At 41.8% G+C, this 14,506-nt stretch carries 10 protein-coding genes and 1 tRNA gene; 7 read left to right on the plus strand and 4 right to left on the minus strand.

The window, feature by feature from the left end; translation table 11 throughout:
- Window positions 1-9 precede the first annotated feature (9 nt).
- From ACHEVO_RS00005 to ACHEVO_RS00035, 7 genes are all read left to right on the plus strand, one after another.
- The gene (locus ACHEVO_RS00005) at window positions 10-177 is read left to right on the plus strand and encodes a TRAP transporter large permease subunit (protein WP_394123897.1); all 168 of its coding nucleotides are present in this window, start codon (window positions 10-12) and stop codon (window positions 175-177) included.
- Between the two features lie 164 nt (window positions 178-341).
- Window positions 342-1,796: an aldehyde dehydrogenase family protein gene (locus tag ACHEVO_RS00010; protein WP_394123431.1), complete on the plus strand. Its 1,455-nt coding sequence runs from the start codon at window positions 342-344 to the stop codon at window positions 1,794-1,796.
- A gap of 163 nt (window positions 1,797-1,959) precedes the next feature.
- Complete coding sequence (locus tag ACHEVO_RS00015) at window positions 1,960-3,006, plus strand: TRAP transporter substrate-binding protein (RefSeq protein ID WP_394123898.1); 1,047 nt, start codon at window positions 1,960-1,962, stop codon at window positions 3,004-3,006.
- 123 nt (window positions 3,007-3,129) lie between these two features.
- Window positions 3,130-4,737: a benzoylformate decarboxylase gene (gene mdlC / locus ACHEVO_RS00020; protein ID WP_394123432.1), complete on the plus strand. Its 1,608-nt coding sequence runs from the start codon at window positions 3,130-3,132 to the stop codon at window positions 4,735-4,737.
- A 429-nt stretch (window positions 4,738-5,166) separates the two neighbouring features.
- On the plus strand, window positions 5,167-7,509 hold the full coding sequence (tynA, locus tag ACHEVO_RS00025) for a primary-amine oxidase (protein WP_394123433.1): 2,343 nt from the start codon (window positions 5,167-5,169) through the stop codon (window positions 7,507-7,509).
- 164 nt (window positions 7,510-7,673) lie between these two features.
- A complete protein-coding gene (locus ACHEVO_RS00030; protein ID WP_394123434.1) occupies window positions 7,674-9,098 on the plus strand; it encodes an aldehyde dehydrogenase family protein in 1,425 nt (474 codons plus the stop codon).
- A gap of 222 nt (window positions 9,099-9,320) precedes the next feature.
- Window positions 9,321-10,979 (plus strand): GMC family oxidoreductase, encoded by a 1,659-nt coding sequence (locus ACHEVO_RS00035; protein WP_394123435.1) that lies wholly within the window; start codon window positions 9,321-9,323, stop codon window positions 10,977-10,979.
- Between the two features lie 489 nt (window positions 10,980-11,468).
- Here ACHEVO_RS00035 and ACHEVO_RS00040 read toward each other — a convergent pair whose 3' ends face one another.
- The 4 genes from ACHEVO_RS00040 to ACHEVO_RS00055 all read right to left on the minus strand — a co-directional run bounded on the left by ACHEVO_RS00040 (window position 11,469) and on the right by ACHEVO_RS00055 (window position 14,351).
- A complete protein-coding gene (locus tag ACHEVO_RS00040; protein ID WP_298810055.1) occupies window positions 11,469-12,290 on the minus strand; it encodes an alpha/beta fold hydrolase in 822 nt (273 codons plus the stop codon).
- Between the two features lie 508 nt (window positions 12,291-12,798).
- Window positions 12,799-12,874, minus strand: a tRNA-Arg gene (locus ACHEVO_RS00045).
- Window positions 12,875-12,947: 73 nt separating this feature from the next.
- On the minus strand, window positions 12,948-13,757 hold the full coding sequence (locus tag ACHEVO_RS00050) for a hypothetical protein (RefSeq protein ID WP_394123436.1): 810 nt from the start codon (window positions 13,755-13,757) through the stop codon (window positions 12,948-12,950).
- A 66-nt stretch (window positions 13,758-13,823) separates the two neighbouring features.
- Window positions 13,824-14,351, minus strand: a complete 528-nt coding sequence (locus ACHEVO_RS00055) for a hypothetical protein (protein WP_394123437.1) — start codon at window positions 14,349-14,351, stop codon at window positions 13,824-13,826.
- Between the last annotated feature and the right edge of the window lie 155 nt (window positions 14,352-14,506).

Raw genomic sequence — 14,506 nt, forward strand, 5'->3', positions numbered from 1 at the left:
GAGCTTGGTTTGATTACGCCGCCGATGGGGATGAATATCTTTGTGATTAAGGCGATGGCACCGCACATTAAGCTGAGCGATATGTTCCGAGGGGTGGCACCATTCATTGTCTCTGATGTGATTCGCTTGGTTATCTTGGTGATGTTCCCTGCCATCTCGCTTGTGCTGCTCGGGTAGTGTTTGTCAGACAGTTAATAACACGCTCTATTACAAGTCTCATCGTTGAAGTGCACCGTATTATTCATGATGTCGCGTATTGATATACGCAACATCATGTAAAAGAATCTTCGTAAGAAAATAGTAGTACCCCTTAGATAAATAGTTTTTAACAAGGAATTGATATGTCTAACTACACAAATTTACATCATAATTACATAGCAGGCGAATGGCGTGATGGTACATCGAGTCATGAAATCGTAACAAGTAATCCGTTCACTGGTGAAGATATCGCCACGTTTAAAGCTGCCAGCCTAGATGATATTAACAAGTCTTATGAGGCACTAGAGCAAGCACAACAGGACTGGTGTCATACCAACCCTTATGCTGTAAGCCAGATTGTTGAGCAAGCGGCAAAAGTAATGAGTAACCGTCGAGACGAGTTGGTTGACTTGCTGGTGCGTGAGTCTGGTTCTACCGTGATGAAGGCCAATATTGAGATTGATGCCTGTATTGGGGTTATTAAAGTGGCCGCCGAGTACCCGTTTTTATTAGAAACTACGGTTGCACGCTCAGCCATTCCCAATAAGTTAAATCACATTATTCGTAAACCAGTAGGTGTGGTAACGGTTATTGGCCCCTTTAATTTTCCAATGTTTTTAGCCATGCGATCAGTAGTCACGGCCTTGGCAAGTGGCAACACCGTATTATTAAAGCCTGCCTCTACCACACCCATTACTGGCGGTATCTTGCTGGCCAAAATCTTCGAAGAGGCAGGTTTGCCCCCAGGTGTGTTGACAGTGGTTGTGCCAAAAACCTCTGAGATTGGCGATGCGCTATATACACATCCGATTCCTCGTGTGATTTCGTTCACTGGATCTACTGAGGTTGGTCAGCGCATAGGAGAGATGACGGGCCGCGAAATTAAGCGTTCTATTTTAGAGCTTGGTGGTAATAATGCCTTTGTAGTGCTTGACGATGCCGATATTGATTATGCAGCACGTTCTGCAGTCTTTGGTCGTTTCTTACACAGTGGTCAGATTTGTATGTCAGTGAACCGTATCATTGTTCATGAGTCTATCTTTGATGCGTTTGCCGAAAAGTTTGTCGAATATACAAAAGGACTGAACGTTGGTGACCCATCAAGACCTGATGTGTTGGTGGGGCCTTTGATTGATGAGCGCGAAGCTGTGCGGGTAGAGCAGGCCGTACAAAAAGCCGTGCAAGAAGGTGCTGAGATACTTCTTGAAGGTAAGCGTGACGGTGCGCTCGTTTATCCATATGTCCTAAAGGGCAGTAATGACGTTTATTCTGCACGTACAGAAATGTTTGGCCCTGTAGTGACCTTGATTTCACACAAAGGCGATGCTGATGCTTTACGCTTAGCAAACGATACCGATGCTGGATTGAGCGGTGCTGTGCATTCTGCAGATATCTCCCGAGCACAAAGGTTTGCGGCAGGATGGCGCACAGGCATGGTTCATATTAATGATCAAAGTGTCAATGATGAGCCGCGCGTTGCCTTTGGTGGTGAAAAAGCATCAGGGGTGGGCCGCTTCGGTCGTCACATTACCTTCGATGAGTTCACGACTTATCAATGGGTATCGGTACAAACTGAACAGCGTCCATATCCTGTTTAGTGATTTTTAATAATTGACTATCAATAAGTGATTTTGAACTTAAGAATGTAGGCATTAAGGTTCTTATTACCAATCATTCAGGCATATGAGAGCGGCATAGATTGGAAGCTATGCCTATTTATCTATCACAATAATTGTCTACCATCAAAAAAAGGAATTCATGATGAGTAAAACCTTTTCAATCAGCTTAGTGTTGGCGGCTCTAGTGGGTATGACGGCTTGTTCACAATCAGATGACAGCATCACTCAAAGTGCTCAAGAAGTCACCACTCTGCGCTTCTCACATTTTTGGCCAGCCACCTCGACCACAAACACAGAAATATTTGAATACTGGGCAAAAAAAGTAGAGGCAGAATCTAAAGGGAAAATTAAAATTGAGATATTTCCTTCTGCAACACTCAGTAAACCAAACGCAACCTATGATGCAGTTGCCAATGGTGTGGTTGATATGGGTTCTACGCTCCAAGGCTATACCAATGGCCGCTTTCCGTTGACTCAAATTACTGAGTTACCAGGGCTGTCAAACTCGGCAACACAACTAAACTGTATGCTCCATAATCTATATGACGATGGTGTGATTGCAAGTGAGTATGAAGACACTCATGTGTTGTTCATGATGGGTACCGGCCCTGGTGGTTTTCACACGGTTGACAAGCCGATTCGCACACCAGATGACTTAACCGGGATGCGTATTCGAGGTCCTTCAGCAATAACGGGCAATATCATTGACGCAGCAGGTGGTACGCCAGTGGGGTTGCCAGTGACTGATCTTTATACCTCTTTGCAGCGCGGTGTATTGGACGGTATAAGCTTGCCTTGGGATGCTATGGGTTCCTTTAAGTTGACAGAGATAACCAACACTCATACCAATATCCCTTTTTATAGCTCGCCGATTGTTGTGACCATGAATAAAGATAAATATGAAAGCTTGCCAGACGATCTTAAAAAAGTCATCGATAATAATTCGGGTGCAGCGATGGCTAAAATAGCGGGCAAGGTGTTCGATGAAGATGATGCAAGGTATATGGCTGAAGCCAAAGCTAAGGGTGATTCAATCATAGATATTCCCAATCCACTAGAAAACCCTGAATGGAAAAATCCTTTAGAAGCGGGCACACAAAAATATTTAACAGATCTTGCCAAGCTGGGTTTGGACGCTCAAACAGCTTATCAAAAAACTATAAAAGCCAGTGCCGCTTGTCAGTCTTAATAGCTAGGTCACTTGCTCCGATAGTAGGGACTGTAAAGCAGTCCAATATTACACAGACCTTAGTATTAACAATTTTGACAATCAACGCTTAGCAATAAGCAATTAGTGACAAGGATGTCCTTTATGTCTTCTATACAGCATACAGATACTGTACAACAAGTGACGTTTCGTTTGATGCGTGAACTTAATATGACGACAGTGTTTGGTAACCCCGGCTCTACTGAGCTTAATTTTTTGAATAACTTTCCTGAAGATTTTGAATATATATTGGCCTTACAAGAGTCATCTGTTGTGGCGATGGCCGACGGCTATGCTCAAGCATCTGGCAATGCCGCTTTTGTCAATCTGCACTCAGCAGTAGGGGTTGGCCATGCCTTAGGAAACATATTCACAGCATATCGAAATCACACACCGTTGGTCATAACGGCAGGCCAGCAATCTCGTAGCATCTTACCTTTTGCACCTTATCTTGGTGCAGATCACGCTGCCGACTTTCCAAAACCGTATGTTAAATGGAGCATCGAGCCTGCGCGTCCTGAGGATGTGCCATTGGCAATCGCTCAAGCGTATCATATTGCGATGCAGCATCCACGTGGTCCAACCTTTGTATCGATACCTTCTGATGATTGGGATAAAACGACCTGTATGCCTCACTACTCAAAAGTGATTGAGGGTACGATACCAACGCCCGCAGCCATTGATCAGCTGTTAGAAGTACTCAAAAATAGTCAAAATTTAGCCATAGTTGTTGGTGCAGATGTCGATAGGCAGGATGCATTTAATACTGCTGTTAAACTGGCTGAGCGGCTACAGGCACACGTTTGGGCAGCACCGTATTCGAGTCGAGCTAGTTTTCCAGAAGACCACACTCAGTTTGCAGGGTTTTTGCCTGCGCTTCCTGAGCAGCTGTCAAAAAAACTGTCTGGGTATGATGTAGTTCTGGTGATTGGCGCCCCTGTGTTTACGTTACACATTGCAGGAGATGTGACGATATTTGATTCAGCAGTCAAAATATATCAAATTACCGATGATCCAAAATATGCGGCATTTGCCTCTGCAACCACCACTTTATTTGGTTCAATCAACCACAGTATTAGTGCCATGTTGGATAAAATCCTTCCTCTATCTGACTCTCAGAGTGACAAATTTGTCACGCCGCTGCGTCCTGCTGCACCCAAGGTAACTGGAGCGACCCCTATTCCAGTGGAGTATGCCATTGATCTGCTGTCGCATGCACGACCATCTGACTCTATTATCGTCGAAGAAGCGCCTTCTCACCGGTCTGTCATTCAACGTTTTTTGCCCATTACACAAGCGCAGGGCTTTTTTACGATGTCTAGTGGTGGTCTTGGCTATGCGTTACCGGCATCAGTAGGAGTCGCGTTATCCACTAATAAACGGGTTGTGTGCTTAATTGGTGATGGATCTTCTATGTATTCTATTCAGGCTGTTTGGACGGCCGCGCAGTTGAATTTGCCTGTGACATTTATTGTGCTAAACAATTTTGGATATGGTGCCATGCATTCATTCGGTAAAATTATGAAGAGTCAGTCTGTACCAGGGCTTGACTTGCCCAATATTGACTTTGTGCAAGTGGCCAATAGTATGGGTTGTGAAGGTGCTCGTATTAAAGAGCACGAAAACCTACCCGAAGCAATTCATAAAGCGGTCAATGCATCGGGCTGTTATCTGTTAGAAGTCATTGTTGACCCAAATACAGGTGATATTTAGCGCCCCATTCTCAGATATGATCACCTATTGTTATATGTGGGCATATCTGAGTATCTATCAGTATTTTATGGGTATGGAAATTCTAATTTAGTTTGGCATTATCAAATATATTAGCGTTGCTATTATGGACAATAAAATCCCCCAAATCACTGATATACTACAACTTTATAGTGAACTATTGTTTAACTATGTAAATACTGTTACAGTATTATTTGAAAATTCTAATGAACTAAAGTTTTGTTTATAACGATTGTGTTCAGCATTATGAAGAGGGTTATTAACAGCCGTCTGTCAACGAGTAGAAAACCTACAATCATCGGTTAATAATACTGATGACAGAAACGTTAAATATAATATTAGCTATCAATATTTAGCGGCTATTACAAAAAATAAAGCCTATATCCATCCACAATAACAAGGAAGTTATCCATGAGACATTTTCGCTCACTCTCAAGCCACCAACAGAAAGTCAACGCTACAATCAGTAAAAACCCTCGCCAGCATACCTCATTGTCATCTACTCTAACAGCATTGGTCGCCAGCTTGGCTTTTATTTATAGTGGACAGGCACTGGCACATGGCGGAGAGGTACATATGGTGCCGATTGAGGCAGCTATGACCACAGCAGGGGCAGAGGTCAGCTACGACAGCTACGCTGATATGTATACCGTCACCAAAAACTCTACACGTGTACAAATCAAACCCAATAGCGCAACTGCCATGGTGAATGGAAAGCCTTTAAAGATCACTAACCCACTGGTCATGAAAGATGGACAAGCTTTGGTGCCTGACACCTTGGCCAATGAAATACTCCAATCCAATTTGGATCAAACATTCAAAATAGAGCAAAGCCCGCATCCCTTGAATGTATTGAGTAGTGACGAGATTAACGAAGTCACAGCCATTATTCGTAAAGCCAAACCTGAACAAAAAAACTCACGGTTTGCTGATATTCGTCTAAAGCAACCCGACAAAGATGCCGTGTGGCGTAACGTGATTGATAGAAAACCTTATACAAGCGACCGCGTGGCAACGTTTACCATCTTAAAAGGCAATACGGTCATTGAAGGGGAAGTCGATTTAAGCAAAAACACGCTGACAAGCTGGAAAGTTTTAGAGAACACTTTTGGCATGGTACTGGTCGATGACTTTATGGCCATACAAGACATCATTCAAACTAGCCCAGAGTATAAAGCCGCACTGAAAAAACATGGGGTAGACGATGTGACCAAAGTGGTGGGCACACCGTTGACCGTTGGGTATTTTGGGGGAGAAGATGGTCTGTTAGACAAGCAACAGAGGATTCTAAAAATTGTCTCTTACCTAGATGTCGGCGATGGTAACTATTGGGCACATCCGATCGAAAATTTAGTAGCCGTGGTCGATTTAGATAAGAGCAAGATTATTAAAATCGAAGAAGGTGGTGTTATTCCTGTACCGATGACCCCGCGCCCAATTGATGGTCGCGATAAAAAGGTTGTGACCAATAAACCATTGAACATTATTGAACCAGAAGGAAAAAACTATACCATCACTGGTCGAAACGTTGAGTGGAACAATTGGAAGTTCCATATCGGTCTAGACAGTCGTACAGGTTTACAGCTCAGTACCGTTACTTTTAAAGACAAAGGTGTAGACCGTAAAATCATGTATCAAGGCAATTTAGGTGGCATGGTAGTCCCTTATGGTGACCCTGATATGGGTTGGTATTTTAAATCTTATCTAGATTCTGGCGAATATGGTATGGGCACCTTAACTTCCCCACTAGAAAGAAATGTTGATGCACCAGAAAATGCGGTGCTCCTTGATGCGGTGCTTGCAGATTACGAAGGTAATCCTTATACCATTCCGAATGCTATTGCCGTGTTTGAACGTTATGCAGGCCCTGAGTTTAAACACCAAGAAATGGGACAAAAAAATGTCAGTACTGAGCGTCGTGAGCTAGTTGTACGCTGGATCAGCACCATCGGCAACTATGACTATATTTTTGACTGGGTACTTCAGCCAAACGGTACCATTGGTATCAATGCTGGCGCTACTGGTATCGAAGCGGTCAAAGGTGTTATTACCAAAACCATGCATGACCCAAGTGCTAAAGAAGACACACGTTATGGCACACTGATAGACCACAACATCGTTGGCACCACGCATCAGCATATCTATAATTTCCGCTTGGATATGGATGTTGATGGCGAGACCAACAACATCAAACGTATAGAGCCAGTAGTCGTACCCAATGTGCGCAGTGGCCCGCGTACCAGTGCAATGGAGACTCGTGAGACGACAGTATTAACAGAAACTAAAGCGAAAGAAAATTTTGACCCTACTACTGTGCGTTTAATCAGTAATGCCAGTAAAGAAAACCGTATGGGCAATCCAGTTTCTTATCAAATGATTCCATTTGCAGGCGCCACTCATCCCATTGCGAAAGGTGCTAATTTTGCAGATGATGAATGGTTATTTAAGCGTCTCAATTTTATGGATAAACAAATTTGGGTGACAAAATATAATACGAATGAGTTATATCCAGAGGGTACTTATCCTAATCGTTCTGATAAAGATACGGGGCTAGGATCCTTCGTTGCAGATGACGAAAACATTCATAATAAAGATTTGGTGGTTTGGCTAACCACGGGTACTACTCATATAGCTCGGGCTGAAGAATGGCCTATTATGCCGACAGAATGGGTGAATATTTTGCTTAAACCGTGGAACTTCTTTGATGAAACTCCTTCGTTAAATCTTAATCAAAGTAAAGATGAGAGCAAATAAATATTTTGGAACAGTAGTCCATTAGTGCAGCAATATCATTGCTGCACTAATGCTAATTACTTATAAGCACAGATACCCCAAGTAAATAATTTGACTCTATAGCCTAGTTTAAGTGTTTTCAGTCAATCCTATAAATAATATTTACGAGAATAAGAGTTAAAATAATGAGAGAATTTAATTTAATTATCGACGGTAAAAGTGTTGCTACTACCGATTATTTTGATGTCATCAATCCTGCTGATAAATCTGTTATTGCCTGCTGTCCAAAGGCCAGTGTGGCTCAATTAGATAAAGCAGTCGCAGCAGCCAAAGCAGCGTTCCCTAGTTGGTCAGTACTCACCTATGCAGAACGCCGTGACTACTTAATGCAGCTTGCTGATGCGGTTGAAGCTCGTGCTGATATGCTTATGACGATGCTGACCAAAGAGCAGGGTAAACCCACAAAAGGTTTTGCCGATTTGGGTGCAGGCTTTGAGTTGGGTGGTGCATTGGCTTGGATACGTGCGACTGCTAGCATGGCGTTAGAACCAGAAACTATCCAAGACAATGACTTGGCTAAGATAGAGTTACATCGTAAGCCACTGGGCGTTGTGGGCTCGATTACCCCATGGAATTATCCCTTACTTATCGGCATTTGGCACATCATTCCTGCTTTGCTCACTGGTAATACCGTCGTCATGAAACCGTCTGAGATGACCCCATTGACCGTACTATGCTTTGGTGAGATTGCTAAAGATATTTTGCCAGCAGGCGTATTGAATGTGGTAACTGGCAAAGGTGATATTGGTGCGGCGATGTCTGCACATGTGGATATTCAAAAGATTGTATTTACAGGCTCAACCCCAACGGGCAAAGCCATTATGAAAAGCGCTGCCGTGACTTTAAAACGTTTGACGCTTGAGTTAGGTGGCAATGACGCTGGTATTGTACTGGCGGATGCTGATATTGAAGCCATCGCGGGTAAGATTTTTGCAACCTCTTTTATCAATAATGGCCAAACGTGTGCCGCCCTAAAACGACTATATGTGCATGAATCCGTGCATGATGAGTTGTGTGCAGCCTTGACCACGATTGCCAAAAGTATGAAGACAGGTAATGGGCTTGATGAAGACACCGACTTTGGGCCTCTACAAAATGAGGCACAATTGAATATTGTCAAAGCCCTTGCTCAAGATGCCAAAGAGCGCGATGCAAACTTCTTATGTGGCGGTGAAGTAGTAGACGAGACCGGCTATTTTTATCCCATAACGTTGGTGAACAACATCAATGATGGCGCAAGATTGGTTGATGAAGAACAGTTTGGACCGATTCTACCGATTATTAAGTTTAGCGATATCGAAGAGGCGATTGCCAGTGCCAACCGCTTATCTGTTGGACTTGGTGGTTCAGTCTGGTCAACAGACATCGAAAAAGCACAGAGTATCGGCTCACGTTTAGACTGTGGAACTGTGTGGATCAATAATCATGCCATGGTTCAACCCGATGCACCATTCGGTGGTGTTAAAGACTCTGGGTTTGGTATTGAGTTTGGAGAAGCTGGTCTCAAAGAGTTTACCTCTATACAGACGATGCAAGTTTTTAAATCTTAATAGATATTTATTACATAATAAGTATCTAGTGACCGCTAGTAAATGCAAAAAATATGGCCGAAGTAGAACAGGTAGTGATTACTTATCTTTAGATATGCTAAAAGCCCCAGATTACATGGTTATTAGTAGGAAAGATCAGTTATCTGAAGATGGTTAGTGATTTTAATTGAAATAGGCTCATCTAAAATAAAGGAATATAGCTGACAATAAAAAGGAGTTTTAATGTCTACTAAAAATAAATCAAAAGGTATTTCACGTCGCAATTTTTTAGGATATACCGCAGTTGTCTCAGGTGTACTTATGTTGTCTAAGGGTGCTATAGGTGCAAGTATTAATCCTATAGATAGCCATAGTAAAGAATTCGATTATGTGATTATTGGCGCAGGTTCGGCAGGGTGTGTACTTGCGAATCGTTTAACTGAAGACGGTAGTCAGGTACTTATTATTGAAGCAGGAGGTCCCGATAACAGTGAAATGATATCAACACCTATGCGTTTAATTGAGCTATGGGGTACCGAATATGATTGGGACTATAAAACAATACCGCAAAAAAATGCACACTATCGTATCTTAAATTGGCCGCGTGGTAAAACGGTGGGTGGGTCGTCGTCGTTAAATGCTATGATTTATGTAAGAGGTAATGCGTCTGATTATGACCATTGGGCAAATGAATTAGGTTGTGATGGGTGGTCTTATAACGATGTACTACCATATTTCAAAAAGTCAGAAAATTACTCACGTGGTCCAAGTGTCTATCATGGCGGTGACGGGCTACTTCATGTTACTGCAGATTTTACTCCTCATCCAGTAACGAAAGCGATAGTTGATGCTGCTATAGAGTCTGGTATCTCTTTTAATGATGACAGCAATGGGGAGACACAAGAAGGGGTCAGTTATACTGATTTAAATACGAAAGATGGGAAGAGACACTCCACAGCAGTCGCTTTCTTACGGCCAGCTCTCAATCGTCCTAATTTATCATTAATAACTAACTCACGCGTCCATAAAGTAAATATAACAAAGGGTGTAGCAACAGGTGTTACATATCGTCAAGAAGGCACTATCAAAACAGTCAAAGCTAAAAAAGAAGTGATTGTATGTGGCGGTGCTATTGAATCTCCTCGTATTTTGATGCTATCAGGCATTGGGTCAAAATCAGAGTTAGAAAAGCTTGGTATTAATGTGGTTGTCGATAGCCCCGGTGTAGGTGAAAACCTCCACGATCATAACTTAAGCCCTGTAATATACGAAGGAAAGAAAGAGCTCCCGCCACCAAGTGACATGTCTATTCAAGTATTGCATGCTCATATGTTTGCAAAAACCCAGCCAGCTCGACCAGGAGCCGATATGCAGCCACTTTTTTTTCATGTTCCTTATTACGCATCTGGTCAAGATAGTTCCGTTCAAAATGCATTCTCTCTAGTAGCTGCAGGAGTTAGACCGACCTCACGCGGTAGGATTACACTAAACAGTTCTAATCCTGACGATAAGATGAATATCGATCCAAATGTACTTGATACACAATATGATGTTGATACATTAGTGACTTCGATTAAACAAATGCGCAATATCGCAAACCAACCAGCCTTAAAAGAATGGCGTGGTCGAGAAATATATCCAGGTGAAGATGTTAAAACAGATGAACAAATTGCAGAGTATGTGCGTTCGTCAGTTGTAAGTTACCATCACCAGAATGGCACCTGTAAAATGGGAAGTGATGGTTTGGCAGTGGTGACACCACGATTAAAGGTTCGAGGTGTGAAAAAACTGCGTGTGGTAGATGCCTCTATTTTCCCGTTCGTTATGGCTGGTAATACAAATGCACCCACAATTATGGTAGCAGAGAAGGCAGCTGACATGATTAAAGAGGACAATGCATAAACTATGTATGGAGTCAGATATCCAAATGGGACTCCATATTAATATTTTTCAGCCTTTAAAAATAAATCTAACCCCAATATTAAGCGCCTTACCTAGATAAAAGCATGTTATCGAAAAAGCCTTTCAAGTTATGAAGTATTAAGCTTGAAAGGCTTTATCAATTTTGGGCAATATGGCAATTAAGATAGTAAGCAATTAATGATTATAGTTGTTAAAAGGCAATAAAGAATCCTTGTGAGAGGTTGTCAAGGGTTTAAATGATTACTAATTATATCTTAACTGGTGTGCTTACTCAGAGTAAGCTGTGGGCTCAATAGTTTTTTACACCAAGCTATGCTTTGTGGAATTGTTGAAATTCCATTTCGTATACACGTCTACAGTTAGCTCTCTGTAATGGCGAACGGTACAATAAAAACGCTGCATCAAATAGTAATATAGTATTTCTGTTCGATGCAGCGCTATGCTATGTGTCTCTGTGTCACTCATGTTTTAGCTTAGAAACTGATTGATATGCTCACCAATTTCATCAGGTTTCTCATCAATCAACCAATGAGCAACATCTTTAATCCAGACAAGCTTTGCGTTTGGAATCGCTTCTGCCAGCTTTGGTGCATATTCCGGTTTTTGGAAAGGGTCTTTGTCGCCCCACATAATGAACGTCTGATGTGGAAGGTTGCTAAGTTCGTCAGTAATGGCCTGAGTATACTCTTTATTCAACCGTCTGAGATTGCGAAAGAAGGCATGCTTGCCATCTTCAGTTGACCAAGGCTCAAGATACATCTCAATAAGCTCATCAGTCATGACACTCTTATCATATACCCCTTTTGGTAGGAAGCCTCGCATCATGCTTAAAAAGTCCTCTAGACTCATCTCTGACTCAGCACCAGGTTCCTGTAGCGGCTCAAAATCTGGGATAGGCCATGAATCGAAGCAGATGCTATCTATCAAAATCAGCTTTCGAACTTTCTCTGGATAATTGACAGCTATCAACTGAGCAACGCCTCCACCAATATCATGTCCAACAATATCTGCTTGCCGCGCACCTAGGACATCCATGAGTTTTACAATCGTGTTGCTTTGTGCATTAATGGACACATCTGCGTTTTTTGGTTTTGCAGATTTCCCATAGTTGAGAAGGTCGGGGGCGATGACCCGATGTGTTTTTGCAAGTTGTGGAATAATATTTCGCCACATGAGGCTATTGGTTGGAATCCCGTGCAGCAGGATTATTGGACTACCTGAACCTTGTTCCAGAAATGCAATCTTATGCCCGTCAATGTATGTATAATTTTCTGTTATTTGAGTACTCATAGCATCCTCCTAAAGATGAATTTTAATAATCGTGAAATCGTTCTACGGAAAGGGGAGACAGATTTTTTCAGCTAAGATAAGGCAGTAACTAACCCAACGTTACAATAGTAATGTGAAGCAATTCTTCAGTAAGTATGCGGTCTTATTGATCAACGGCAACACGGCTATCAAAAATAGCACCAACTGTGTACGGAGCTTTATTTATAAGAAGCTTAGACTTATCCCGCTACTTCCTCTTCTCACTTATTCAAAAGCCTAATTAAATGGCTTTATTGAAATAACGCGACTGTATCAAAGACTGTTGTAATGAAGGTCGTACTGAAGTTAGATAAACCAACCTGATGAAAGTGTTATTAATAATACATTAATAACAAAAGCATTATGGCTTAAGCCGTTATGGGTTTGTAGCTCAACCGTTATTAATCGTTAACTACCGTGTATTAGAAGTAATAAAAAACCCCACAGCGTATAGGCTATAGGGTTTTTTATTACTTCTAATATTATTTGATGGTGCGCCCACCAAGACTCGAACTCGGATCGATCGCTTAGGAGGCAACTGCTCTATCCTGTTGAGCTATAGGCGCATTATGGAGTGACATTGTAGAAAAAAGCAGTCATAAAAGCAATCAACAAAAGATAAATAAAGACAATTTATCCTTACTCACCATTGCTAAGCGCGTCAGTGACATCTACAGCATGATCACCTGATGCATTTTTTGCCTGTGAGGTTGGTTTAAATAAGTCATTTACACTATTCTTATAACCACTGATATTCTCATAATCATATTTTTTTAGTATATCTTGACCTGTACTCGATAGTAAAAAATTACGGAAGCTAACAGCAGTTGTATCGTCTGTCAGGATGACACCCTCAAGCGCTTGTTCATCTTTTAGAGCATAGTTGAAGGGATTTAGAGTGTGTATCTCTTTATCTTTATTATGCGTAGTACTATTATTACTATTTTTATCAGAAGCGTCATTTATACTAGTACTATCAATGCTTTTTTGACTTTGACCATTTCTATCTTGTGCCTGTTGCAATTCTGACTGTAGGAGTGATACCCGTTCTGTAGATAGGCTATCGTCATTGGTAATAATCATATCTGTACCAAAGACAAAGTCAGAGAGTTTGTCTTTGGTAGAACCACTACTTGGTACTGTGAGAAGGTCATTAGAAGGGACATAGCTCGCTAGCACTTGCACGTGCGGATAACGAGATTCAAAGCTCACAATGATATCGTCCAAAGGTATCTGTAACTTCTCCTCTGCTCGAATGTATAAAACACTGGCAGCAATCTCTCTTGATTCATCCCCTTTCATACTAGGGTCTGCTTCACTTTCACTTGCCATGATTGGCAATGGGTCTGTGTTTTTTCGATTACTGGTCCACAACCAAATGAAGACCGCGATAAAGATTGTGAGCAGTAGCAAGATTAGCCCAGCCAGCAGTAGTTTGTAGTCTTTCATATATTACTGCTCTTTTATTATTAGTTGATTCATAGCAAAGTTTATATACAGGGTGGTATCTAGTTTTTAAAGCTTTTGTTCTAGTACTTCATCGGTTAATTCAGCCAACATGTCTGCAAAGATATCCGTATCTGCAGAAGGGGTAGGTACTTGTTCTTCATTAACTTCACCACTTTCATCAGTATGACTATTGGTTTGGCGATTTATTAGAGAATTAGATTGATTGTTTAATAGCTTGGCAGCAGGCGTAGTAGTTTGATGCGCTGCTAACGGCGATTCACCAGTTAACAATCTGTCTTTTAACCATCTAAACCCATGTGCCCCCCACCATGCTTCGAAACGTGGCAACGTGCTACCGCGTACCGCTACAGGTAGATCTAGCGTTCTCAGTTTCTGCGCAAGGATAGGGTCGCTGATAGCCTGATGGATGCTCAAATAAAGTGAGCTACTATCATCGGTATAGGGTCGTCTGTTTTGCCATGATCTGTCATCGATTTTCATGCGTGGCAGTTGCCACAACTCACCGCGATAATACACGACGTATAAGCGTTGTTTTGGATGGACAAAAATGGCATCAATGGGACGCAATGGCATAATATTAAGTAATCCCGTCAATAGAAAGTATTATTTAGATACAGGTTGTAAAGGCCAATTCAAAAACCACAATGAGATTATTTCATAGTAAATATGAATGATAGTATAAAACGACACTAAATGTCGCAAGATTATTATAATATCGGCATCTACAC

Origin of the sequence: Psychrobacter nivimaris (genome assembly GCF_043419765.1) — a bacterium.
Lineage (GTDB): Bacteria > Pseudomonadota > Gammaproteobacteria > Pseudomonadales > Moraxellaceae > Psychrobacter.